The 26,079-nt window shown below is 38.7% G+C and carries 16 protein-coding genes; 2 read left to right on the top strand and 14 right to left on the bottom strand.

Translation table 11 applies throughout. From position 1 onward, the window contains the following. Nucleotides 1-6 precede the first annotated feature (6 nt). Nucleotides 7-3,723, top strand: coding sequence for a metallophosphoesterase (locus ACOKFD_RS10220; RefSeq protein ID WP_422857844.1), 3,717 nt, complete (start codon nt 7-9; stop codon nt 3,721-3,723). 28 nt (nt 3,724-3,751) lie between these two features. On the opposite strand, the gene ACOKFD_RS10215 is transcribed toward ACOKFD_RS10220, so the two are convergent. The 11 genes from ACOKFD_RS10215 to ACOKFD_RS10165 form a co-directional block, all read right to left on the bottom strand. After that, nucleotides 3,752-4,663, bottom strand: coding sequence for a hypothetical protein (locus ACOKFD_RS10215; RefSeq protein WP_422857843.1), 912 nt, complete (start codon nt 4,661-4,663; stop codon nt 3,752-3,754). A 109-nt stretch (nt 4,664-4,772) separates the two neighbouring features. After that, on the bottom strand, nt 4,773-5,633 hold the full coding sequence (locus ACOKFD_RS10210; protein ID WP_422857842.1) for a hypothetical protein: 861 nt from the start codon (nt 5,631-5,633) through the stop codon (nt 4,773-4,775). Beyond that, entirely contained in the window at nt 5,626-6,333 is a 708-nt protein-coding gene (locus ACOKFD_RS10205) for a GyrI-like domain-containing protein (protein WP_422857841.1), read from the bottom strand. Before ACOKFD_RS10205 ends, ACOKFD_RS10210 begins: the two co-directional genes overlap by 8 nt. A gap of 214 nt (nt 6,334-6,547) precedes the next feature. Next, a complete protein-coding gene (locus tag ACOKFD_RS10200; RefSeq protein ID WP_422857840.1) occupies nt 6,548-7,876 on the bottom strand; it encodes a vanadium-dependent haloperoxidase in 1,329 nt (442 codons plus the stop codon). A 10-nt stretch (nt 7,877-7,886) separates the two neighbouring features. Next, complete coding sequence (locus ACOKFD_RS10195; protein WP_422857839.1) at nt 7,887-11,138, bottom strand: VCBS repeat-containing protein; 3,252 nt, start codon at nt 11,136-11,138, stop codon at nt 7,887-7,889. Next, a complete protein-coding gene (locus ACOKFD_RS10190) occupies nt 11,131-14,430 on the bottom strand; it encodes a VCBS repeat-containing protein (RefSeq protein ID WP_422857838.1) in 3,300 nt (1,099 codons plus the stop codon). The genes ACOKFD_RS10195 and ACOKFD_RS10190 overlap by 8 nt, the downstream gene beginning before the upstream one ends. A 107-nt stretch (nt 14,431-14,537) precedes the next feature. Continuing rightward, on the bottom strand, nt 14,538-15,008 hold the full coding sequence (locus ACOKFD_RS10185) for a monoheme cytochrome C (RefSeq protein ID WP_422857837.1): 471 nt from the start codon (nt 15,006-15,008) through the stop codon (nt 14,538-14,540). 1 nt (nt 15,009) lies between these two features. Then, complete coding sequence (locus ACOKFD_RS10180) at nt 15,010-16,233, bottom strand: sulfite oxidase (protein ID WP_422857836.1); 1,224 nt, start codon at nt 16,231-16,233, stop codon at nt 15,010-15,012. 6 nt (nt 16,234-16,239) lie between these two features. Next, complete coding sequence (locus ACOKFD_RS10175; protein ID WP_422857835.1) at nt 16,240-17,784, bottom strand: SLC5 family protein; 1,545 nt, start codon at nt 17,782-17,784, stop codon at nt 16,240-16,242. Between the two features lie 151 nt (nt 17,785-17,935). Further along, nucleotides 17,936-19,096: an LLM class flavin-dependent oxidoreductase gene (locus tag ACOKFD_RS10170; protein WP_422857834.1), complete on the bottom strand. Its 1,161-nt coding sequence runs from the start codon at nt 19,094-19,096 to the stop codon at nt 17,936-17,938. Between the two features lie 12 nt (nt 19,097-19,108). Continuing rightward, complete coding sequence (locus ACOKFD_RS10165; RefSeq protein WP_422857833.1) at nt 19,109-19,999, bottom strand: aldo/keto reductase; 891 nt, start codon at nt 19,997-19,999, stop codon at nt 19,109-19,111. 122 nt (nt 20,000-20,121) lie between these two features. Here ACOKFD_RS10165 and ACOKFD_RS10160 point away from each other — a divergent pair, with 122 nt between their 5' ends. After that, on the top strand, nt 20,122-20,664 hold the full coding sequence (locus ACOKFD_RS10160; protein WP_422857832.1) for an NADPH-dependent FMN reductase: 543 nt from the start codon (nt 20,122-20,124) through the stop codon (nt 20,662-20,664). Here the strand turns inward: ACOKFD_RS10160 and ACOKFD_RS10155 are convergent. The 3 genes from ACOKFD_RS10155 to ACOKFD_RS10145 form a co-directional block, all read right to left on the bottom strand. Continuing rightward, entirely contained in the window at nt 20,658-21,665 is a 1,008-nt protein-coding gene (locus tag ACOKFD_RS10155; RefSeq protein WP_422857831.1) for a LacI family DNA-binding transcriptional regulator, read from the bottom strand. The two genes, ACOKFD_RS10160 and ACOKFD_RS10155, sit on opposite strands and share 7 nt — an antisense overlap. Nucleotides 21,666-21,674: 9 nt before the next feature. Next, nucleotides 21,675-22,607, bottom strand: coding sequence for a YeiH family protein (locus tag ACOKFD_RS10150; protein ID WP_422857830.1), 933 nt, complete (start codon nt 22,605-22,607; stop codon nt 21,675-21,677). Nucleotides 22,608-22,669: 62 nt separating this feature from the next. After that, nucleotides 22,670-25,939: a VCBS repeat-containing protein gene (locus tag ACOKFD_RS10145; protein ID WP_422857829.1), complete on the bottom strand. Its 3,270-nt coding sequence runs from the start codon at nt 25,937-25,939 to the stop codon at nt 22,670-22,672. Between the last annotated feature and the right edge of the window lie 140 nt (nt 25,940-26,079).

Genomic DNA, 26,079 nt, shown 5'->3' with positions numbered 1-26,079 from the left:
ATCATTATGAAACTACGTGCATTATCGTTAATTCTGCTATCTCTGATTGCTGGATGTGCCACCTATAAAGAAAAATATGCGGAACCATTTCAAAAAAGTATAGTTCCTCAAGAGAAAATAGTTGAACATACGTTCTATTTAATAGGAGATGCGGGTAAATCTCCTATGGGCGAACTTAATCCGGCGCTAAAACTATTTAAGGAAAAGTTGAACGAAGCAGATGATAAAAGTACAGCTGTTTTTTTGGGAGACAACATTTACCCTGCCGGATTGCCTGATAAAAAAGATTCGACTAAAGCCTATATAAACGCCAAGAATGATTTGGATGCCCAACTAAAGACTTTGGAAGATTTTAAGGGACGCCCAATTTTTATCCCAGGTAATCATGATTGGTATAATGAGGGATTGATTGGGCTGAAGCGGCAAGAGAATTATATTGAAAAGGTATTGAATGACAAGGATGCATTTCAGCCTGAAAACGGCTGCCCCATCAAAAAAATAGAAATCAGCGATGAGATTGTTTTAATTGCTTTGGATACAGAATGGTTTCTTGTGAATTGGGACAAACATCCCACCATTAATGATGACTGCGAGATCAAGGATAGGGGCAGATTTTTTGAAGAATATGAAAGTTTGATTAAAAAGAATTTGGACAAGACCATTATTGTGGCCTTGCACCACCCTATGTTTACCTATGGCTCGCATGGTGGACATTTTGATTTCAAAAAGCATATTTTTCCGAATAATGGAAAAGTACCCCTGCCATTTTTGGGTAGTTTAATCAATCTACTTCGAAAGACTACGGGAGCTTCAATCGAAGATCAGCAAAACCAAATGTACAATCGCTTAAAAAAGCGAATGGTAACCTTATCGCAGTATTCCAATAAAGTAGTTTTCGTCTCTGGCCATGAACATACCCTTCAATATATTGTGGAGGAAAGCATTCCACAAATCGTGAGTGGGGCAGGAGCCAAAACAGGTGCTACTAAGCTAAGAAATGGCAGTAAATTCTCCACGGGGAGAATGGGATATGCAGTGTTAAAAGTTTTTACGGATGGCTCATCAGCAGTGGACTTTTTTGGACCAAGGGAAAACGGTACCGAAGAGTTTTTGTTTAGCTCAGAGGTTTTGCCCCCGGACCTAAAAGGGAATACCAAACAATACAGTAGAGATTTTCCTCCTTACAAAGTAGCTTCGGTGTATTCGGCGGAAGAAATAAAAAAAACAGGATTTCATAAATGGTTATGGGGGGAAAGGTACAGAAAGTACTATGGAACCAAGGTAAAGGCTCCAACAGTTTTACTGGATACCTTATATGGTGGTCTGAAGGTGGTCCGAAAAGGGGGCGGTAATCAATCCAACTCTTTACGATTGGAGCATGCTGATGGGCGACAGTTTGTTATGCGTGATTTGCGCAAAAGTGCGGAGCGATATTTGCAGGCAATAGCGTTCCAAGAACAATATATCATTGGTCAGTTTGATGAATCTTATACGGAAGAATTGCTTCTGGACTTATATACTGCAGCACATCCGTATGCTCCATTTACCATTGGGGACCTATCTGATGCAGTAGGCATCTATCACACCAATCCCAAACTCTTTTACATTCCCAAACAATCTACTTTGGGCGATTTCAACAATGAATTCGGTAATGGTTTGTACATGATTGAAGAACATGTTTCCGACGGGCATGGAAACCTATCAAGTTTTGGAAATGCCAATAAGATTGAAAGTACATATGACCTGATGAAAAAATTGCGCAAGGATGAAAAATATAAGCTTGACGAAATTGAATATGTGAAAGCAAGATTGTTTGATATTCTTATTGGCGATTGGGACAGACATATAGACCAATGGCGTTGGGCGCAAGTTGATGACCCAAATGGAGGCAAGATTTTTAAACCTATTCCGAGAGATAGAGATCAGGCGTTTTCACGTTGGGGGGACGGATTGATTTTAGGAATTGGAACCAGGACGGTTCCTGGATTGAAAATTTTTGAAGGTTTTGGGGAAGAGGTCCGAAATGTAAAAGGTTTTACCTCCTCGCCAAGAACATTTGCCTTGGATATGGCCATTCTTTCAGAAACCGATTTGGATATGTGGGTTAAACAAGCTAAGTACATCCAAGCACAAATTGATGAAGAGGTGATTGATAAGGCCTTACAAAATTTTCCTGAAGAAGTAAGGGATGAGACCATTCAGAAAATTAAAGACAATCTTTTATCCCGCAAAAAAAGGCTAGTGGAAGTCGCAGAGGAATATTATAGCATTTTGAACAAATTTACTGTGGTTACTGGAACAGATAAGGACGATTACTTCAGTATTCGCTCCCTGCCCAATGGAGACTTGGAGGTGATGGTATATCGCATAAAGGGAGGTGAGAAAAAAGATTTATTCTTTAATAAAGTGTTTAGCACAAAACAAACGAAAGAAGTGTGGGTTTATGGACTCGATGACAAGGATGTTTTCGATATCAATACCCCAGAATCCAAAATCAAGATAAGGATAGTGGGAGGACAAAATAACGATGTCTACAAAATAGCTGAAAAGTCTAAAAAAGTGCATACCTATGACTTCAAGTCCAAGAAAAACACCTATGACCAAGCCTATTCAGGCAAAATCCATGAGTTGGATGATTATGACACCAACAACTATGTTTTTGAGAAAGTAAAGGCTAGTAATAATCAGCTATTACCTGCTTTTGGGTTTAACCCGGATGATGGAGTTATTCTTGGTTTAACCAATACCTATACGTTTAATGGTTTTAGGCAGAATCCTTTCACCCAGAGACATACGGTCAATGCAGGATTTTATTTTGCAACAAGCGGATTTGATTTGGGATACAATGGCGAGTTTGCCCATGTTTTCGAAAATGTCAACTTTGAGCTTGATGCAAGATTTACAAGCCCCAACTTTGCCATTAACTTCTTCGGTTTTGGAAATGAAACAGAGAACAACGACGATACCGAAGAGCTTGAGTTGGATTTTAATCGGGTAAGGATACAAACCATTAAGTTCAAGCCCTCTTTGGTTTGGCGTGGTAGACTGGGTTCAAAAGTACGCGTAGGGGTATCTTACGAAAACTATGACGTAGAAGAAACGGAAGGACGTTTTATAGAAGGCTTTTTTACCGATGCAGGTAGAGATAGCCAACAGGATTTTTTAGGGGTTGATGCAGAGTATAGCTTTTCCAATGCCGACAATGAAGCTTTCCCCACCTTGGGAATGAGCTTTACCCTGCAAGGGGGGTATACCATGAATGCCACGGATACAGATAGGGCTTTTGCCTATATAATTCCAAGTTTGGCATTTGCACACAAGCTTACCTCCGATGGGCGACTCGTCTTGGCCACTAACCTAAAAGGGCACGTGAACTTTGGTGATGACTTTGAGTTTTATCAAGGCGCCAGTATAGGAGCCAACAATGGTCTGAGGGGTTTTAGGTTTCAGCGCTTTACTGGCAAGTCAGCCTTTTTCCAAAATACAGATTTACGTTATAGCTTTCGTCGTTCCAGAACCGGTCTATTGCCAGTAACCCCAGGAATTTATGGAGGGTTTGATTATGGAAGGGTATGGTTTCCAGGAGATTCGTCGGATAAATGGCATAATTCCTACGGAGGAGGGTTTTTCATAAACGGCGCAGATATTTTGTCAGCCAATGTGGGACTCTTCAATAGTGCAGATGGAATACGTTTTGCGTTCGGATTTGGTTTTGGGTTTTAGTTGCTTTTGACAAACAAAAGTTATGTAACTACGATTGGGGTAAATCTATGTATCTAAGAGAGGCGGGGCGCCCATTACCATTTTGTGTAATATACAGCCTTCTTCGTTGGGTATCAACTTCGATTCCATTGGGGGTCACAAATCCAGCTTCTAGGGCTGTTCCGTCTTTTTCAATGTACTCCCCCGAACCGGCCAGAACTTCTACTTTACCATCCATATCAACCTTGTAGATTTTGTTTGAACCATACCCAGTAGCATAGATATGTCCTTCAAAATAAGTGATATAACCAATTACATATCCAGGATAAACGACTGGCAACTTAGCCAATACAGTAATGGATTTTTTGTTGTCAATTTTATAAATCTTTCCCGTAGTAAAGTTGCTTACTAAGAGGTCGTTGTTTTCACCATAGGTAATCCCAGTGATACCTTTGAGTCTTTCGTCCTGAATATAATCTTCCACCGTTCCATCCATGCTCACTTTGTGTATAACAGGATGCGTGTAACTGGGGATCAAAAAGAAATTATTTTGAGGATCTAATAGAAGATCACCTGAAAACCCTTCCAGGGTAGCGATCTTGTTCATCTTGCCGTCTTTATACGACATCAGGTCGCTGTTGTAAAAAGAGTTGCCATTATTGAAGTAGTATGTACCATCAGAACCTAATGTGTTTCCGACAGCACCACTTACATTTTTTGATAAAATAGTGGATTCCCCATCTGGCGATACCATAAAAACATGTTTTCCAGTTCCAGAAATATCTGAATTGGCGGTCCCATATTCATTGATATAGATTTTTCCTTCAGCATCAATGGCAATTGAACCATTTCCGGTAAAATCTTTTAGAAGTGTTTTTACTTCCACCGAAGTATCTTGAGAAAAAACAGAACCTAATGTTAATAGAAAACAAGGAAAAAGTAGTGAGCTTATTTTTTTCATGATTGTCTTATCTAACTATGGTGTTAAATGAGCGCCAATCTATTTTGAAAACTAGATGCTAATCGACCGATTGTGTACGCTGAGACCCATTGAAGGGCGCACCAGAACTCTAAGGAAGTTTGTAACGATACAAATTACGCCCTTTGGTTTTGGATTGCTCATCTGCAATCAACAGGGTGTGGTTGTCCAAAAAACAAATGGACTCCTGTTGGGTTCTATATTCCACATCAATTACTTCAAGTTTTCCTTGTGTAAAATCATCAAAGGAAAAATCAGTATAAAGCCAAATATATCCAGAGCCCAAGAGCGCAATTTTCTTTCCATCAGGTGAAATGTCCGCTCCAGTAATTGAACAAAATTGACTATCTGTACAGGTTTTGAACTCCCCAACTAATTTTGCTTTATATGAACCAGGTGCGTCGGGGATTTTATATATAAATGCTTTGCCCGTATAAGGTCTGGCTCTGTTTTTAGTGATTAGATACAAGGAGTTTTCATAGTGAAAGAAAGCTTCGCAATCAAAATGTAGATTCTCCTTTTTGGGAGGGAATTTATCTTGTTGTGGATATTCGAACTTAATTTTTTTTGCAGTTATCTTTTCGTTTCCAAAACCCTCCTCCTCATCTATTTTGAGGATTGAGAGATTTTTCCTGTCATTTGCATTGTTTCCAAAATCCCCAATATAGATATTGCCATGCTCATCCTTGGTTAAATCTTCCCAATCGTGGTTTTTACCATTTTTAACTTTGGATTCCCGTATCAGTTTACCTTCTAGACTTATCTCATAAAGTTCATCTTTATTGCCATTATCCTCAATTACCCAAAGGCTTTTGTCTTTCAAAGCAATTATTCCTGAAACCTCGCTGAGCTTAGAGGGGAGCTTTCCTAAATATTCCAAATTACCATGCCAAGGTTTTTGCGCACATGCTTGACAAACTATTAGACCAAGAAGTAGAATGAATCTATTCATCAGAATTCTTTAACGGGATATAAATCTCGGCTTTCCATTCCAATTCATTGCCTCCTTGGGAAGGATTATTCAGAAAAACTTCAATGGGATTGGAATCTACTGTGATTCCATTCTTCTCGGCATAGGTCAAAATACGATACCAAGCACGGTCAGATGTCATATAATTGCCATAATAAATGGCTTTGATTGCTTTTCTTCCAGGGTATTCCCTAAATTTTATTTCATGGTGATTAGGGAGTGAATCGGCTTTTTGTATTGGATAACAAAAGTTGAATGAGATACTGTCCGTTGCCATATTCCAATCAGTAATTTCAACAAATGGGGTTCCTGTTGGCTTTAAATTGTTTTCTTTTACAAAACTGCTCAAATAAGGGAAATCTCGCATCATCCCAAAAGCTTTTTCGGATTGAACTCCTTTTGCAGGAAGATAAGCACAAAAACTAGAGGAGAGTTCAGCTTCACCCTCAACTTTGACTTTAAATTTTTGTATATGATTATTCAAGAAAGTATTGTAATTTAATAAACTTTTCTTTGAGCGTTTTTCGATTACTGAATTTGTGAAAGGAATGAGAATTCTATTTTTCAGACTATTTTTTTTATCAGTAATCCGAACTTTTACTTTTGATGTGGAATCAGATATGGGTACAATGGTCCAATTATAGTCCACAAGTGAATCTCCAAATTGCAATCTTTGATTCACATGCAGTAGAATCCTTTTGTTCGGTAATTTTTCCAGAAAAATTCTTTTTGCCCCAAACTTTCAAGGTCTGGTTAATTGCACCAGGAAAAGTATTGGTATTAAAAGTAACAATGTAATCGCTTGGTTTGAGAAACAAATACCAACCCAAAAGGAAAACCAAAGCTATAGTAAATCCAATAAAAGCTTTTTTCTTCATTGTAAACAGGGAAAGGAATTACTGTGTCATTTGAAGATTTTCAATAACAAACTTACCAAGACTTCTACCTTGATTTACCCCTATTTCCACTGCTGCTCTATAATGGATTCCGCCATACATTCTACTAATGGCAGCTTCATCGGCTGCGGCTTTAAATGAAGGAAATGAACGCACAGGTAATCCGTACGGTACTTCGGTGTCGTCATCAAAAGCAAAATTATCTCCATATATGTCGGTAAGCGCTACCGCCGCTGCACCTGAAACAACGCTGTGCCCACTTGTATATTCGGGAAAAGGTGGAGTCTGTAGTATGGGTTCCCAATTTTCATCAATGTGTTCGTTGATAAGGGTTTCGGGTCTAATCAAGTTGCTCCTGTACTTTTCGTCCCAACAACTAATAAAAGCATCCGCCATGGCAATGGAAGCTTTGGTATACGCGTAAACCGTTTTGTTCACGTCAGCGTTGCTTTTTCTGCTGGCTATTTTGGTAATCCCAATCCAATGCGCACCGGGAGTGATTTTTTTGGTAGCGAACATTAGGTGTCCTCGGGTAACAGAGACATACGGATTACAATCCCAAAACTGGGCAATTTGCACCTCTTCTGAAGCATCACCTTTAGAAGTAATATCGTTGCTAATGTCATAGACTTCTTGCACTTCCTTATAGAAATCGGAATTCTTATCCATGGAAAATGGAGGGGGTGGAGTGGGTTTAAACTGACTCGCGGAATCAATCACGAAAGGACGGATTTTACTCCAATGTGGCTCTATACCCGCCATATAGGCAGGGGGTGTAGGTTGCCAACGTGAAGGATTGTCTGTGTCTACCGTAAACTTGGGCATAGTTCGGGTCTGGGCATAATTGTCACCATTCATCCACTCCGCAATATACTCTGCCACTTCGAGACCATATTTTTTGGATACTTCAAATTGATTTTGGTTTTTGTTTTCCCATAACGTATATAAACTGTCTCGATAGGTTTCAATCCGTTCTTCAGAAAAAATAAGTCTTTTATTCAAATCTATATGGGCAACAAGAGCCGCCAACTCATAGTTAAGGGAAGTAGTATCTGAAGGAGCCGGAATAGGACTCAACTCCCTTACTTGATTGGCCAAAGAAAGATATTCGTTGTCCTGAGAGGCTAGAATTTCATAAGCTGCAATATTTGGGTAAACAAAAATTCGACTAGCAACAGGAGGTGAGAAAATATCATGAATCATTACCTGTGTAACCCTATCTACAGATTCGTGGAAATCCTCAGGAGAAATTACGATATCCTCTTTTTTTTGAGAGCAAGAAATTACTAAAACGGCCAAAAACAGCAACAGCCCAATTCTTCGTATCATTTTAATCATTTTAGTTGAGTAGTTTATACATCTTTGCTTTTTCATTGTTGAAAATGACAACTAGATAATCACTTTCCGCAACGGTAAGGACATGCAGATGCCTTACTGATTTTTTGGTTAGGTCCAATCCCAAATCATCCCCCAAAATTATATCATTTTTAGAAGAAATCAATGCTCCTGGGAAGGAATCAAACCTTCCATGGAACGGTGTGGTTCCAAAGTAGTTACCCCCAACCAATACCTCTTCTGAACTGTCTCCATTAAAATCGTGAGATACAAATGAGGTTATTGGAGATACTTGAAGCTCATCTTGAAAAGGAGTAAAGTAAAATCTACCTTCCTTATTCTCTAAATACCCAGATCTTAGTTCGGTCACCTCCAAAATGGTTGCTTGTTTCAAAACAGACTTTTCGAAAAGCGCATCTATTGGTTTTCCAGCAAAATCCTTATAGTTTACAAATCTTTTTCTGAGTGATACTATTTGGCTGGACAGCTCATCCAGACCAAGAAGTGGGTATTGTTTCCCATTTTTTTGGGTGGTTAAAATGGTTTCGGTTCTACCATTCTCATCAAAATCTGAAAAGTACATTTGCATGGGAGCATTTGCACCTGCCTTGAACTTCGAGTTGGTCCCCCAGTTACCCAATAAATAATCTACATCACCATCCTTGTCAATATCAAAAGGATGTATGTTTCTCCATAGGCCTTTTAAGGCTTTTTCCTCTTCAAGCACCGATATTTCTTGAAAGCCAGTGGGGGTGTTTTTGAAGAATTTAGGGTACATCCATTCCCCAACGATTATCAAATCATCTTTTCCATCAGCATCAAAATCGCTCCACAAAGCATCGGTTACCATTCCAACTTTTTTAAATGTGTTTTTTTCAGAAACAACAAAACCACTTGCTGTGTTCTCCAAGAGATAGGATTCTGGGATTTCACCGAATTTTGAAGTTATTACGTGGTTGCCAACGAATAAGTCCAAATCCCCATCGTTATCAAAATCATTCGCTTTGATTACCGAAGTATTATCGAAAGATTTAGGTAAGTCAGCAGAAGTAAAAAGGGAATCCCTTTGAAGGAACAATACATTCATTAACGGTTCCGCGTTGCCTGAAAAATCTGCACCTCCAGTACCTATCATCAGGTCGTTTTTTCCATTTCCATCAAAATCATTGATCAATGCGGTAACATCTTCACGAACTGAATCTTTCCGTATTTCAGCAAATTTTTTCTCAACAAAACTACTATCGGACTGTAAATAAACCCTAGAAGGCAAGAACTTTGAACTGCCCAAGAAAATATCGGTTTTATTATCATTGTTTAGGTCGCCCAACGCTACAGCTGGACCTCTATCCGAGACCCGATATGGAATTAGCTTTTCTCTATTGAAATCTATATGATTATCTTCTTTATGTTTAAAATCGATGCCTAGATTGGAATCTATTTCCTTAAACAAGGGTTTTGTTTTTGACTTTTTACCGTAGTCATAGGGTTGAGCATCTTTTTTTACCACGTTAAGCGTCTGATTTACGTCAACCGCTTTGAGTACTTGATAGGTTTTATCCGGCCAAACTATTTTAATGGAATCTACTTTTTTAATTTGACCATAACCAAAATGAACAATGGGCTGTGAGCTGGATTGAAATCCACGATTTGGAAAAAGCTCCTTGAATTGCAATACACCATTATGATAAGAAAAGACCTTAGAACCAATACCGAAGGGATTCTTTCCTTCAAATTCTAATTTTAGTTTTAGGTAATTGGATTTAGAGTCTGTTTTGTTGATGTAAAGGGTTGCTTCTGTGTTGATGTTGTTGGTTACTAAATCAAGATCGCCATCATTATCTAAATCGGCGTAAGCAGTAGCGCCAGAAACCAAAGTATCTTGCGTTATCCACGCTTTGGATTTATTCTCGAATTTCAACCCTTTTTTTCCTCTAAAGACAGCGTTGTTGACAGCACCCGATGGCATAAGATTCAAAGCTTGTTGGTCTACCAATTTAGTATTGTCTATCTTTTTTTGGATTTGCTCATTGGAAACAAATCGGATGTAGTCCAAATCATTGGGTCGTTTTGGTATGCCGTTTGAAACAAACACGTCTTGCTCCCCATCTTGGTCATAATCACCAAAAAGGGCACTCCAACTCCAATCCGTGGCAGCAATTCCGCTCAAAAGTGCAGTTTCCAGATAGTTTCCGGAAGGCTGATTAACGTAGAGCATATTCCTTGTGAACTGATAGTGGTAGCCAAATCGTTCTATTCGTAATCGCTGCACTTGAATGTTATCATCACCTTCCGAAGATTTTAGTGGAATTTCATCTTCTGGCAACATGTCAAGGGATAATAAATCTGGAAGACCATCGTGATTGATATCTGCTGCATCACTGCCCATCGAGAATCGGCTGGTATGTCCAAAATATTTTCTTAGACTTTCAGTGAAGGTGCCGTCTCCATTATTGATGTAGTAGTAGTCATCCTCATGAAAATCATTTCCAATGTAAAGGTCGGGATACCCATCCTGATTAAAATCTGATACCGAAATACCTAGACCATAGCCGTTGATTCCACCAAAGATTCCTGCAGGTTCACTGACTTCTGTAAAAGTATCACCGTCATTTCGCATGAGCTTATCCCCAGTTTCGAAATTCCTTTCAAACCGAAGGTCTACTCTTCCAAATGATTCTTGCGTGTGAACGGCATGGTTTAGAAGGTACATGTCCAAATCCCCATCCAAGTCATAATCGAAAAAAGCAGCTGAAGAACTGTAGGAATCAAAATCAAGTCCATACTTGGCAGAACTTTCAGTAAAGGTGTTGTCGCCATTATTGATGAACAATTCATTATGCCCTTCAAAACCATTTATGCCAACAACGGCACAAACATAAATATCCAAGAGACCATCTCCGTTCACGTCTGCCATAACCGTTCCCGTATTCCAATCGCTTTTTCCCTCAATTCTTGCAGTTTCAGAAATGTCTTCAAAAGACAAATTGCCCTTGTTCAAATACAACTTATTTTTTACCCTGTTTCCCGAAAAGAAGATATCGGGTAAACCATCATTATTGATATCCCCTATGGCTACACCTCCTCCATTGTAAAAATAGAGGTAGTCCAAAATATTCAAGGCATCAGATTCTTCAAGTGAATTGGTGAACGTAACTTCAGTTTGTTTGGAAGAAGGATTCTTAAAGAGTTCTCCTTCTTTTTTGCCGCAGCTTACAACGAGTAATCCAACTATTATGCTAAAACAAATCTTATTCATTTATAATTTTCTCTAAAAACAAAGGCTTGGAATTGTTTATGCCTATAACATAATGCTCTTTGTTATTAATGGTTGCTTTTTGAATACTTCTTGCAGGTCCCGAAATATCAATTGAAATGTTTTTATTCCATACAGGACCACTATCCTTAAAACTTAACAGAATACCATGAGATGCATCCATTCTGCCCAATTGTGTGCTTATCTCGTAGTTGTTTCCTACTAAGAGCAGGTCCATAATCCCGTCATTATCAAAGTCATCTACTAACATATCATTTACGGTTGATATTTGGGTAATGTTGGGAAGTGGTCTCTTTACAAATTGCAGATTTCCCGTATTTTCAAAATAACAACTGGCAAGTTCATAGACCTCTTTCTTAATCGCTGTCTTTAGGTTTTGTTCTCCAAAGAGGTCTTTTAAAGACGCTTTGGCAAAGCTTGAATAAGAAAGGAAATCTTTATTAAGAAATGGCATTTGTTTTGCCAACTCATCTTTTGAAGCAAACGGCGTTTCTTTGATGTCATGATAATAGGTGACCAAGGGTTCAACCGACCCATTGTTGTCAAAATCTTTGCTGTACAAGGTCAACGGTTTATCAAAAGAAGCCTTCAACTTACTATTCAATCCCCAATTACCAACTACCAAGTCCATATCCCCATCTCCATCAAAATCATCAACAACCAGAGAGTTCCAAAGGCCATGGGTGTTTTCCAAATTGTTTCCTGAGGCAAGGGTCAATTTCTGGCCATCATTAAAGAAAACAGTGACTGGCATCCAATGTCCAACCACGATTAAATCCTTATACCCATTACCATCTAAATCAATCCATTCAGCATCTTTTATATTTCCGATTTGTTCAAACTCCCTTGAAAAAACGGAAGTTATATCTTTAAATACGCCCTTACCATTGTTTTGAAATAGATATTGACGGTCTTCCATTCCAAATTTTCGCGGTTTTTGATCAGAGGTAATCATCAGGTCCATATCTCCATCGTTGTCAAAATCAACTGCCAATACTTTGGATGCATTCAGTTCAATTCCTTTAAATGCTAGAGAATCTTTGACAAATATTCCATTTTGATTCAAATAGAGTCTTGGCTGAATTTTGCTTGAGGATTTAAACTCATTTCCTGCGCTGACAACCACTAAATCTTCAAAACCATCGCCATTGGCATCGAAAAAGGCATGTGCCACATCTTCATTGAAGGCATCTTTTGCAAATAACCCCTTTTGTTGCTGGCTAAATCCGCCGCTTTCATTTTGAATAAAAAGTGCTGAAGCCTGGGCTTTGGCACCAGATAAGAAAATATCTTCCAATCCGTCATGGTTTACATCTGTGACAGAAATATTAGGGCCATTGTTTGTATTGGCAAAAGGTATTAAAGGGTCTGCATTAAACTCAACAGTTGGGTTTTCATCATGAACGAAAGGAATCAAATCTTCTATTGGGTTTAAAATTTTAAGAGACTGATTGTTCTGAGATACAAGCGAGTCAATGGCATTCTCATATTGAAGAGAAAGCTTTCCTGCAGAGACTTCTTTCAAGGTTTGAAACCTTTTTGAAGGCCAAACGACTCTTAAAGAATCAATAATGGAATCTTTGCCCAGACCTAAATGAATCGTGTTGGTCGTAGCGGACAAATAGCCTTTTGTTGGAAAGTTTTCCGCGGCTATCATTGTGCCTTTTGTATAGGCTTCAACCTTTGCGCCAACCCCTAATCTGTTATGCGGACTTCCTTCAAATGATAAAGACAGGGCGTTGTTTTTGTCTTTTTGGGTGTTTTCCAAGATAAAAGCTTCTTCGTTCACATTGTTCACCACAATGTCCAAATCCCCATCATTGTCCAAATCAACATAGGCGGAACCATGGCTAAAGGAATCTTCGCTTTTGCTCCAGGTGTTGGTCACATTACTAAAGGTTAAATCCCCATTATTTTTAAAGAAATAGTTTGGTACTTTCTTTTCAGGAATTTCGCTAATAAAGCTCATTTCCTTTTGTGTCATACCACTCTCTATGGCCTTTTGGATTTTTTCATTAGCAATAAAACTGATGAAATCCATATCGTTGGTAGCTCCTTTAATGCCATTTGAAACAAAGAGGTCCCTATGTCCATCATTATCAAAATCTGCTAGTAAGGCACCCCAGGACCACTCAGTTGCGGCCACTCCGCTCATATGCGCAATTTCATTGAAAGCTTGCCCATTTCTATTCAAATGCAGTGTGTTTTGCATGTATTGAGGGGCAAAACCGTTCTTTAAATATTGATTATAGGTTGGAAAAGCATATTCCAAACCCGAAGTTTTATAGGTTTCCAGGTTTTCTGGAAGCATATCCAGGGAAATGATGTCCATCCATCCATCATTGTTGATATCCGCAATCGCATTGCCCATGGAAAAATGAGAGGTATGCCCCAGCACTTTTTCATCTGCAGAGATAACTTCTTCGAAAGTGCCATCACCTTGATTGATATAGAAATAGTCGTTTTCAAAAAAATCATTACCAACATAAACATCTGGATATCCGTTATTGTTTACGTCACTAATACCAATACCTAAACCATACCCAATAGATCCTTGAAAAATACCTGCTTCTTGAGATACATCTATAAATGTTCCAGAGTCATTTCTAAAAAGGATATCTCCAGATAAAGAATCGATTTGCTTGCGCTTATTTCCTTTTCCGTAAGTACGGTTGGGTTTAACGGAATGGTTGAGGAGATACATGTCCAAATCGCCATCTAAATCGTAATCGAAAAAAGTAGCTTGGGTAGAGAATCCTGAAAAATCCAGATTGTATTTTTCCGCCTCTTCTTTGAAGCTTGGAATTCCATTGTCATCAACACCTTGATTCACATAGAGCAAATTCCTTCCTGTCAAATTTTGATAGTTTCCTACTTTACAGACATAGAGGTCCAACCAGCCGTCATTGTTTATGTCAACGTGGGTCACACCGGTAGTCCATCCATCTGAATTGTCAATTTTGGATATTTCTGTAACATTCCGGAACTTCAGGTTTCCTTCATTCAGATATAGTTGGTCAGCCTCTTGGTTCGAAGTAAAGTATAAATCCGGAAGACCATCGTTGTTAAAGTCTCCTGCTGCAACTCCTGCACCGTTGTAATAGTATAAATAGGTGAGGATATTGAGTTCGGGAGTATCGGTCAATTGGTTTTTGAAATGAACACCAGTTTCCGATGGACTTCTTTTTTTGAAGAGTTTTTCATTTTCCTGTTTTTGTTTGCACCCCGAAAACAAAATCCCCATTAGGCATAAAAAACAACAAAATCTTCTCATGAAAACAAAATAGGGTGAAATATAGACATTCCCCTAAGAACAGAAAAAAGGGAATCGTTAATGTTTGATTTTAATCAGAATCTATATCAAATTCGTTAAGCAGAAAATCATTCTTCCAAAGTATACCAATCAATATCGGTCAAGATGTCTCGACGCCCTTTCTTGTCTGGAGCATAATTTGTGGCAAGATAGTTGACAATAATCTCTTCGTTTTTGCCCAAATCCCATAAGTTTTGGGTCTCCTGCATCCAGCGAATAGTGGCCACCCAACCCTCCTTGGTCATCCTGTTTTGGGTTACCAATTTGGCGGAGTGGCAGTTGGTACAGTTTTGAATCACCTCGGTTAACCCATTGGCGTCTATAAAGCCCGTGGCAACATGAATCCCATTTTCAACAAGGTCTTGTTGTTCCGTTGTAATATCAACTATTTCAGATTCATTTGGAGTTTTTTGCAGACTGGATGGGTTCAAAACAATATAAATCAAGGCAAAGACAGATAGAACAATGATGCCGAATCCCAAAATCAGCCTTTGATATAGTTTTTGTACTTGTGTTTTGAATTTATTTTCAAAAGACATACTAGGCAACTTTTATCGCAATTCGATGACAAGCGTTGTTCAAGTAGCCTTTCGGGTTCCATCCTGGTAAAAGCATTGGTTGACTCTTTCCTTTGGAATCCTTGGCTCTAGCCCAAACTTCATAATATCCTTTTTTTGGAAAATGATCAATGGAAGCACTAAAGTGCTGCCAGGCCAATCGATTGACAGGTTTTTGTAATGCGCATGAATGCCAAGTTGAACCAAAATCTATGGAATACTCCATATTTTGTACCTCAAGTTCTCCTGCCCAAGCATGTCCTCTGATAGTCAATGCATTTCCTTTTTTAATGATTGCACCTGATTTGGGATAGGTAATTAAAGACTTGACAGGCATTGATTCGATAATGCACATATCTTCATCAGCCACTTTTTCTCCAGGAGCTACTGGTTCACAAGGAACCCTATATGAAGTTCCTGTCATTTTTGCTCCATCATGGACCTTGTCCCGAATGCTGATTCGATTCACCCATTTTCCTGAAGCAGAGGCAGGCCAGCCTCCTGCAATCAAGCGGAGTGGGTAACCATGAGCCAAGGGGATATCTTTACCGTTCATTTGAAACGCTAAGAGGGTCTCATCTTGTAGAGCTTTTTGCATAGGGACTCCTCGGGAAATAGGTTCTTTTTCTGGATTTCGACTAAGATGTATGTCCGCAGCATGATATCCAATATAAACTGCATTTGATTTGAAGCCCACATCTTGCAACAGGTCCTTTAATCGAACCCCAGTCCAATTGGCGCAGGATACGGCTCCCACTGTCCATTGATTCCCTTTGGCAGGCGGATTGAATTCACTTCTTCCATTACCTCCACATTCCAAAGTCAGTTGATAAGTATAGTGTTGGAATTTGGATTTTAGCTCCTCAAGCGTATAGGTTTTTGATTTTGAAACCGACTCCCCATCAAAAGTCAATGTCCAATTCTTCGCATCAATGTTTTCAGGAATTAGACCATTGTTCCTTACGAACATATATTTGTTCGAAGTTATTTTTTCGTCCAATAAATGCGCCTTAGCTTCAATATTCCACGGCTTATTGTTGAGGATGGACATTTCCGTATCCTTATTAAAAAGTTTGAACGGGTCGGGGTCCTGCAGCGCTATTGGTGTATATCCCTCAGGAATTTTATGTCCAAAAACAATGTCGGCGCCCAATAGAGTTGCCAAGGAGGTTAGTGAGGTTTGGGATATAAAGCGCCGTCTGTTCATCTAAATTTAATGGAATATTATGTGCAATGCTATGAGTGATAACAACATGCCAATACCTGCTTTAGCCAACATGGGAGAGGCAGGTTCAGCCTTAAGTTTGTCTTTGACAAAACCTGTTCTGGACCCTATCCAAATAACTACAAATCCAATTAATATTACCCACATGGCCCTTATAAAGTAGTTCATGTCCGGGAAAAACTCCAAGAAGAAAAACTGCAAAGGAACCGTGGCCAAGAAACCGAAAAGTGCAACCCTATGTTTAGGAAATGCCAAGAAGGCCGCAGCACAAATCAACACTACAATTCCGCAGTTTATGAAATATCTAAGCTGATTCAATGTATGGGTAAAGGCCGCACCTGGGTCTTGAAACTTCAGATACAGTAATACTACACCGATGATAACTCCTGATATGAATGAAATTAAAATGGCCCTTTTTCCCGAACGTACTATTTGCTGGTCCGAGGCATCTTTATTAATATATACTTTGTAAATATCGATGGACCATAAAGTAGCCAAAGAGTTAAAAGTAGAGTCAACGGTACTCATCAAAGAAGCGAACAATGCACAAAGTATAAGTCCTTTTACACCTACAGGTAGATAGGTATTTACCAGATAAGGAAAAGCTGCATCCGGTTCTGGAAGGCCGTTATCTCCTAAAATTCCAACCAAAGCGATACCGGGAAGGATAATGATGGCTGCCATAAAATATTTCATAAGTCCACCTACCATAAGTCCGATTTGAACATCTTTCAAGCTTTTGGCAGCCAACGAACGCTGAACAACAGATTGATTCGCACACCAGTAGTTAATATTCAGTAGAAAAGCTCCAAAAATGTGTATCCAGGGCAGGGTATCATGGTCCGCGGGTAAATGCAGGTGCATCAAATGACCTGTTTTTTCATAAAGTTGGTCCCATCCCCCAAGGTGATATATAGCGATAAACATTACCACTACGCCCCCAGTCAACAAAATTGCAAACTGAATGACATCTGTTCTTACTACTGCCGCCAAGCCACCAAAATAGGTGTAGGTGGCAGAGAAGAGTCCTAGGAAAACAATGAGAATTGCTATCCGTATCAATCTATCCTGATGAATGAATGATAAATAATCCCCGAAAACCAAATCAACTGAATAGGCTCCCCAAAATAATGCCGCTCCCAAAGTAATTGTCGAGAATAGTAATATGTTTGAACCGGAATATAAAAGTGCCACCGTACTACCTAGTCTGGTTTTGATAAACTGTGTAATCGTGATGATTTTTTCCCGTAAATACATGGGAACAAAGATGAACGCAGCCAACAGAAGACCTTGAATCGCATTTATTTCGAAATTGGCCTGAGCCAGTCCATACAGATATGCGGAACCCATAAATCCTAGAAATTGATACCCTTGAACGTTGGTGGCGATAGTTGAGAATGCTATGGAGGGCCATCTCAAATTTCTACCACTTAAAAAATATTCTTCGGTAGTCGCTTCTTTGGATGTTCTGCCCGTAATTGCGGTTACAAAAACGATAATAAAATAGGCACTTACAATAAGTAAATCAATCATATACTAGGTAGTTAGAGGAATTAGTTCCATAGCACATGAATCCAAATGATAAATATGTTCAATCATAGGTTTAGGATAATGGTTGGTTATGGAAAAGTTATTTAACTACCCAATATACTATTTTGTTTTCAATAAAAGCACTCCAAATCTGCTATATTCTCACTCCAGCAGCTAGTGGAGTTGAAGGTTCTTCAGCGCTTACTTTTCCTTGGGCTATTGGCATAGAAAAAGTTTTAAGCTTGGGTAAGACCAATTTGGCAAAGCGTTCGCATTCTTCTTTGTGCGGATATCCAGAAAAGATAAAAGCACGGATGCCCATATCCATATATCTGTTGAGCTTTTCAACAATTTGGTCTGGGGTTCCTACCAAAGCAGCGCCGCAGCCAGAACGTCCTCGTCCTATGCCGGTCCACATATGAGGTTCCACATAACCGTCATCCTTAGAAATTTCACGCATTTGCGCTTGTCTGCTTACCCCGTAGGATTTTGCATCCAACGCTCTTTCCCGCATTTCTTTTCCTTGCTCTACCTCTAGTTTGGAAACGATACTGTCAGCGTATTCCCTTGCCTCTTCTTCAGTTTCTCGTACCACCACATGAACGCGAAGGCCAAAATCTACTTTTCTTCCATAAGTCGCTGCTTTGGCGCTCATGTTTTCCATAAGTTTTTTAAGATTTTCTTCTGTCTCAGGCCACATTAAGTAGACATCACAATGCTCTGCACAAAGCTCAACTGCTGCAGGCGAGTATCCTCCAAAATAAAGGAGTGGACCACCATTTTGATATGATTTAATAGGTAATGAAGAGACCTTCATGCTATAAAATTTACCTTGATAATCAATTTCATCTTGCGTCCATCCTTGTTTTAGGATTTCAATAACCTCTCTAGACCTTTGGTATCGGTCTTCTGAAGACATGCTCTCTTCACCAGGTAGTGGAGATGAAATGATATTTATTGTAAATCGACCTTTTAGAATATGATCAATGGTAGAAAGCGTTCTACCTAGCATCGCTGGGTGAATTTCTCCGCAGCGAACGGCTGCCAACATATTGATTTGTTGGGTCATTGGTGCAACTGCGGAAACAAAAGGCAATGTATCCTGACCTACTTGGTAGGATGATGGACATAGAATGTTTCTAAAACCATTTTTATCTGCGGTCAACAAGATTTCAGAAGCATTTTCGAATGTACTTTTATAGTTCATGTTTCTTTCGCCCAAGTATCGGTCATCACCGTTGCAAATAGGGGCAAACCAAGAAACCTCTGCTCCTTCTAAGTGTGGAGACCTAATTGTTATTTTTGAATTATCCATTGTTTTTTCTTTTTAATCAATTTCTCTTCCTAATGCGGCTTCCCAAAGCATGTACCACTCTTCATGAGTAAGGGTAATATCAAGAGCCTTATATGCCGTTTGAATCCGTTCTAATTTTGAAGTCCCCAAAACAGGAACGATTCCTGCGGGATGTTTTTTGAGCCAAGCGTACAAAATCTGATCATGAGACGCATTGTGCTTTTCTCCCAAAGTATTCAGCACGTTTTTGATTGCGACCATTTCAGGAGAAGTGGTTTTGCCAAATAGACTGCCCCCTCCTAAGGGAGACCATGCTGTTGGGATTATATTGTGTTTTTGACATTGGTCCAGAGTTCCATCCTCAAATGCATTTCTATGTAGAATTGAAATCTCCACTTGATTAGTAACCAAAGGGGTTATGGAATGCAATAAATCAAATTGGGATGGTGAAAAATTGGATACACCAAACTCCAAGACCTTTCCAGACTCTTTTAGCTTTACAAAAGCTTCTGCTATTTCATAGGGATTAAACAAATAATCGGGCCTGTGCAATAGCAGCACGTCAATGTAATCAGTTTTCAAGTTTTCTAACGACAAGTCCACGGATTCCATAATATGATTGACGGAAAGGTCGTAGGATTTTATCTTGTGGTTGGGTCTGTTTTCCGAAATCAGCTTAATGCCACATTTGGTGGTAATGCGCATTTTCTCTCTAAGATCTTTTCTGGATTTGAGAACATTACCAAAATCTTCTTCTGTGGTATAATGTCCATAAATGTCTGCATGGTCAAAATCCTTTAAGCCTAGTTCAAGGCACCCTTCAATGAATTCTTCGTATTTAGAAGTTGATAATTGACTTCCCCAAGTGCCTAATCGCATAGTGCCGATTACTAGGGGAGAAATACTTTCTTTGGTCAAGGCCATACTGATTATATTATTCTCAATTGGAGCCAAATTTAACCAAATAAACTAAAAATGTAAACGTTTACATTATAAAATTTCATAATATTGCGCATAAATTGCACTTAATGAAATCATACTAAAAAATGATAACGGTCATCTCGGAATCAAATAGAAAGAACAATAAGACTATACATTTTGCCAAATATGTATTTGAAGAGTTGAGCAAAGCAGCAGATGAGGAGGTAAAGTTTCTTGATATCTCTGATTTTGCAGGAGATGTGGTCAATGTAACCATGTATAAAGATTCTGAACAGCCAGAAGTTGTTCAACATATTCAAGACGAATATTTTATTCCTGCTGGGAAGTTTTGGTTCTTCATCCCTGAATATAATGGAAGTTATCCAGGTATTGTTAAACTTCTCTTGGATTCAATGTCGGTGAGAGAGTATAAGGAAAGTTTTGCGGATAAGAAAGCATGTATAACTGGCATAGCTTCTGGTCGTGCAGGAAACCTTAGAGGTATGGATCACTTGGCAGAGGTATTGAATCATTTGGGCATTCATGTACACCCAAATAAAAATCCAATTTCATCCATTTACAAAATGCTCAATTCTGAGGATAACTCAGTAAATGAGGATGCTGTAGAAACACTCCAGAAGCAAATTCAACAGTTTCTGAGCTATTGATCATAGTTTTGAGTGGATTCTCTTTGAACTAGTTTCGGTGATAATACTCTTGTAGTGGGTCGTGTTACTCCTTTCAGATTTTGGAGTAGTAGGTTTGCAGATAGTTCACCCATAAGTGAGCTTTCTTGATCAATGGAGCTAAGACTTGGTTGTGTTAAGGCGCTAAAGTTGGCATTTCCAAAACCTATCAGCTTTACTTTTCCCGGAACGTCAATTTTTAAAGTACCGAGTAAGTTAAGTAGTTGCATTGCCATTTCGTCACCATAAGCAAAAACACCATCTATATTAGGGTGTTGGTCAAATATGCTTTTTAAATTTTTTAAATCTTCTTTGGTATTCGATTTAAAATCAGATAAATAATGTACCTGAGAGGGAATATTATGTTTTTGAACTGCGTCCATAAACCCCCTTTTTCTTTCTTCGAAAATACCAACGTTGGCATTGCCAGCAATGTGTAGAAGGTTTGTGCAGCCCATATTTATTAGATGTTCTGTAGCAATGTACGCCCCCAAATGGTTATCGAGTGTAACGGCATGGGTAATTTTGAGGGTAGGGCGTCTATCAAAGAAAACAATGGGTGTTTTGCTGTCCATTATTTTCTTAATATGGCTATGGTCTTTTGTTTCCTTTGAAATGGACATTAAAACTCCATCCACATTGAGTTCCAAAAAAGAGTTTAGAGCGGTATTTTCCCTTTCCTGCTGTTCATGTGTTTGTGAAATGATGATATTAAAACCAGAATCACTCACCACTTGCTCAATACCGTTGATGATATCACTGAAAAAAGAATTGTTTACCTCGGGAACAATAACCCCAATGATTTTACTTTTTCCACTGCGTAGGGCAGCGGCCATCATATTAGGACGATAATCAATATCTTTTGCCGCTTTCAGGACTTTTTCACGTGTTTTTGGGGAAACCAAAGGGCTGTCATTGAAAACGCGGGATACAGTGGCCAGGGAGACCCCTGTTATTTTTGCTATTTCCTTTATACCCGCCATAGCATATTTTTACAAATAGTTTAGAACATAAAAAAGAGAAATTGCACCCAGCACGACCCAAGTTACCACGCCTACAATAAGAATATTGAAACCCAACTTTTTTAGTTGATCAAGGTTGATCTGCATACCTATTAAAAACAAGGTGAAGATAAGAGCTTTTCTTGCAATCCAGACAACAGTTTCACTTAGCTGACCAGCTTCTTGAACATACGAATTAATCAACATGGCGCCAATAAATCCGAAGATGAACCAAGGGAAGGCAAATCTTTCCTTGGAATTGGAACCAAATGAAATAATCAAAACCAATGGAATAATCCAAAGCGTCCTGACGAGTTTAGTTGTAGTAGCGATGTTCAAAGCTTCATTGCCATAAACTTCTGCGGCTCCCACAACAGAACTGGTATCATGGATAGCAATTGCACTCCAGGTTCCAAACTGACTTTGGTCCAGTCCAAAATAATGTCCTATGTACGGAAAAATAAATAGGGCAATGGCGTTGAGAAGAAACACAATAGCCAATGAAATTGATGTTTGTGACGAATCGGCTTTCAAACTTGGGCTTACCGCTGCAATCGCACTACCACCGCATATTGCTGTTCCAGAAGCTACCAAAATAGTCGTTATACGCTCAGATTTGAGGATTTTTCCAACTGCAAATGCAATAATGAACGTACAGACAATGGTAATCAATGTTATGAAAAAACTATTGGAACCAACTTCTACGGCCTGCTGCATGTGTATTCCAAAACCAAGACCAACTACAGATAGTTGTAACAGTGTTTTTTGGAATTTTTTGCTCTTCTGAACAAAATCTATATTGGCAATTTTAAAAATTCCTGTAACCATACCCACGGCCAAAGCTAGGGCAGGGGTAATGTAACCCAAGAGGGTTCCCAACAGCACAGCGGCACATAGTATGTAAGTACTTACTTTTGAGAGCATTTCTGAACGGATGTAAAACTACAAATAAAAATGTAAACGTTTACATTTTTATTCTTATCCCATCAGTTCTTATTGAATTCAAACACTCTGGGCGCTTCGTTGTTAATGGCAACAAATAAGTATTCTTTGCCATTCTTGTCTTTGAATCTGGATAAATGTTTGACTTCGCCTCGTATGAAGAATCCGGATTCATCATAAGGAGTCCACTCAAAGTTTCCATCTCCTGAACCTAAAAGAATACTGCCGTAATTGGCATCCAACCGACTGAACTGGGGCTTGAAATCATAATTATTCCCTCCAAGAATCAAATCAAGGTTTCCATCCCCGTTAATATCGATACAATTTATATCGCAAACACAAGAGAATTGTGTCTCCTTTGGCAAGTTTACAATCTTAAACTGACCATTTCCTTGATTAAGCGCCACAATACTTTGTGTGGCATTAACCTGTTTAATGATTGATTTATTGAGAATGGTGGTATCTATCAATTGATCCACACTTTTTATCGCAAAATCTGAAAACTTAAGATTCTCTTTTTTGAGGGAGTTTAGCTGGGCGGTAAGTTCTCTTTTTAGAGTTATAGGAAGATCTTTGCCATCACTACTTTTTGTGAATAATTGCTCAATGGTTCCATTATCATCAAAATCGTTTACAAACATTTTTAAAGGAGCAGCAGAACTGGCCTTATAGCTAAAATTACTTCCTTGGTTTCCTAGAACAAAGTCCATATCTCCATCACCATCCAGATCTTCTGCATAAACTGTATTCCACCAACCGTACACACTATCCAAATTGGTTTCTTTTGGACTCAATCTCCTTCCATTATTTTTGAAAATCTTTACAGAGCCCCAATCTGTAGTGATGATGAGGTCTTTTTTGGAATCACCATCATAGTCCGTCCAAATGGCATCGGTCACCATTCCTATATTTTTTAGGTGAAAAGCTTTGTTTTCTGTTACGTTAGAAAAGTTTCCGTTTCCGTCATTCTCTAGAAACAAATGTTCTGGATTTACGCCATAAATTCCAGGAACACTTCTACTCCCTATAAAAAGGTCTTGATCACCATCGTCATCATAATCATAAGGTGCAATTACGGATACATTATTATCTAAACTGGGAATCATCTTGTTTCCAGCTGTGAAGTTCCCATTGCCATCATTTAAATAAATTCGGTTTTTAGGGGAAATACGATTATTTGGAATATTCCCCCCTGAAGCTACTACCAAATCCATATCACCGTCTCCATCTATATCTACAAAAGCTGAGGCTGTATCTTCAAACTCCCTATCTTCTCGAAATACATCTTGCGAAAAGGCGAGTTTTAAGACTCCGCTTTTTTGATGAAGTAGAATTTTAGCAGCTTCACCTCTTGAACCTCCCATGAAAATATCTTCATCTCCATCATTGTCTACGTCAGCAATAGAAATTGTAGGACCTTCTTGGGATAACATTTGGGTAATCAGCCCTTCATAGTCATAATCAATGTGTTTGTCCTCTGCATGCCGAGGTAAATTTGAAGACATTTCTACAAGTAATGTACTCTGTTCTTGGGCAGGAACAGAATACTTTTCAGAAGCATCAGTTTGATTCAGAGTGATTTGAGTATTAGGTTTAATCTCTTTTAGAGTTTGGTACATTCCATTAGGCCAAATAATTCTCAGTGAGTCTGGAGCACTTTTGCCTAGCCCGATGGTCATTATATAGTCAATTGAAGATTGAAATCCTCTTGAGGGAATCATCTCCTGTTGAATTATTTCTTCATTTGAATAGATTTCAACAAGACTTCCTATCCCTCTGGTATTTGGTTTTTCTCCTTTTAATTCAACTCTTAAATAATTATTTCCTAGAGTTTCACTATTATTTCTGTAAACGAAAAGTTGCTGATTTACATTATTAACAACAAGGTCTAAATCGCCATCGTTGTCGAGGTCACCGTAAGCCGCACCATTTGAAAAACTAGGTGTTGCCAAACCCCAGCTTTCTGAATGGTTAGTAAACGTAAGGTCTTGGTTATTTTTAAATGCGTAATTCGGAATAGGTTGTGAAGGCATTGCATTGATTACCGCTTCTTTTTGTTGTTTATTTCCATAAACAGCGGTTTGTTGTCTAGTTACGTCTTCAAAAAAGTCAATAAAATCTTGGTTGGTGAGATCATGATAAATTCCGTTACAAACAAACACATCGCGATACCCATCGTTATCCATATCGAATAATAGGGCGCCCCAGCTCCAATCAGTTTTTGAAATACCACCATAATGCGCTATTTCGGAAAAGGCCCCACCCAAATTCAATTGTAGGGTGTTTTGCATGAACTGATAGTAGTAATCATTTAAAAGTTTGCGTTGATGAGTGTCGTATGTCTCAAAAGTAGTAGTTGTTTTTAAGCGTTCATCACCTTCAGGAAGCATATCGGTCACAAATATGTCTGACCTTCCATCATTATTTATATCCGCCATATCTGCGCCCATAGAAAACAAGCTCAAATGGTTGGTCCATTCTTTTATACTCTCTGTAAAAGTGCCATCTTGATTGTTAATGTAGAGGTAGTCATGTTCAAAGAAATCATTAGATACGTAAATATCTGGGTAAAGGTCTTCATTGATATCTCCTATGGTTACGCCAAGACCAAATCCTACTAAGCTCCCATAAATATTGGCTTCTTCACTTACATCGGTGAAAACTCCATTGTCATTTCGTAGCAATTTGTCTCCACCTCCTTTTATTTCATCAACAACGTTCCAATCCTCTGCTCTAATGTCCCTTTTGTTTTCGTAGCCTAAACTGGCAACTGGAATAAAGCTATTGTTGAGCATGTATACATCTAGATCACCATCCTTGTCATAATCAAAAAAAGCGGCATGTGTGGTAAATCCGCTATCTGCTAAGTTATACTCTTCAGCTTTTTCAGTGAAGGTGAGGTCGCCGTTATTGATAAAGAGCTCATTTTTTTGGTCATCTCCTTTAATATTCCCGGCGTTGCAGACATAAATGTCTAGTAAACCATCTGAATTGATATCTACAAACACCACACCTGTAGACCAGGCTTTTTCCCCTTCAACACCCGAGGAATTAGAGATATCTTCGAAAGAAAAATCACCTTTATTGAGAAAGAGTTTGTTTCTTCCTCTATTTGAAGTCAGATAAATATCTGCCAGGCCATCGTTATTGATATCTCCAATAGCTACTCCGCCTCCATTATAAAAGTTGCGATACAGGAATATATTGAAGTCTTCCTCGTTTTCTATCGTATTTTCAAAGGAAATACCTGTTTGGGTACTGTCTAGTAAAGAGAAAAGTCTGGAGGTATTTTCTGTGGTGTCCTTTTTCTCCATTTTAGTATTGCAGGAAAACATCAAAGTTATTATTGCAAATAGGATGGGAAAGATTGATTTGTACGACATTCAATGAAATTCTGTAATCTGGAAAGCTATAAATTTTGATTTAATTATCATAAATACCAACGCAGATTAAC

Source organism: Flagellimonas ulvae (assembly GCF_049333175.1).
Taxonomy (GTDB): domain Bacteria; phylum Bacteroidota; class Bacteroidia; order Flavobacteriales; family Flavobacteriaceae; genus Flagellimonas.
This window is presented reverse-complemented; position numbering and strand designations above follow the sequence as displayed.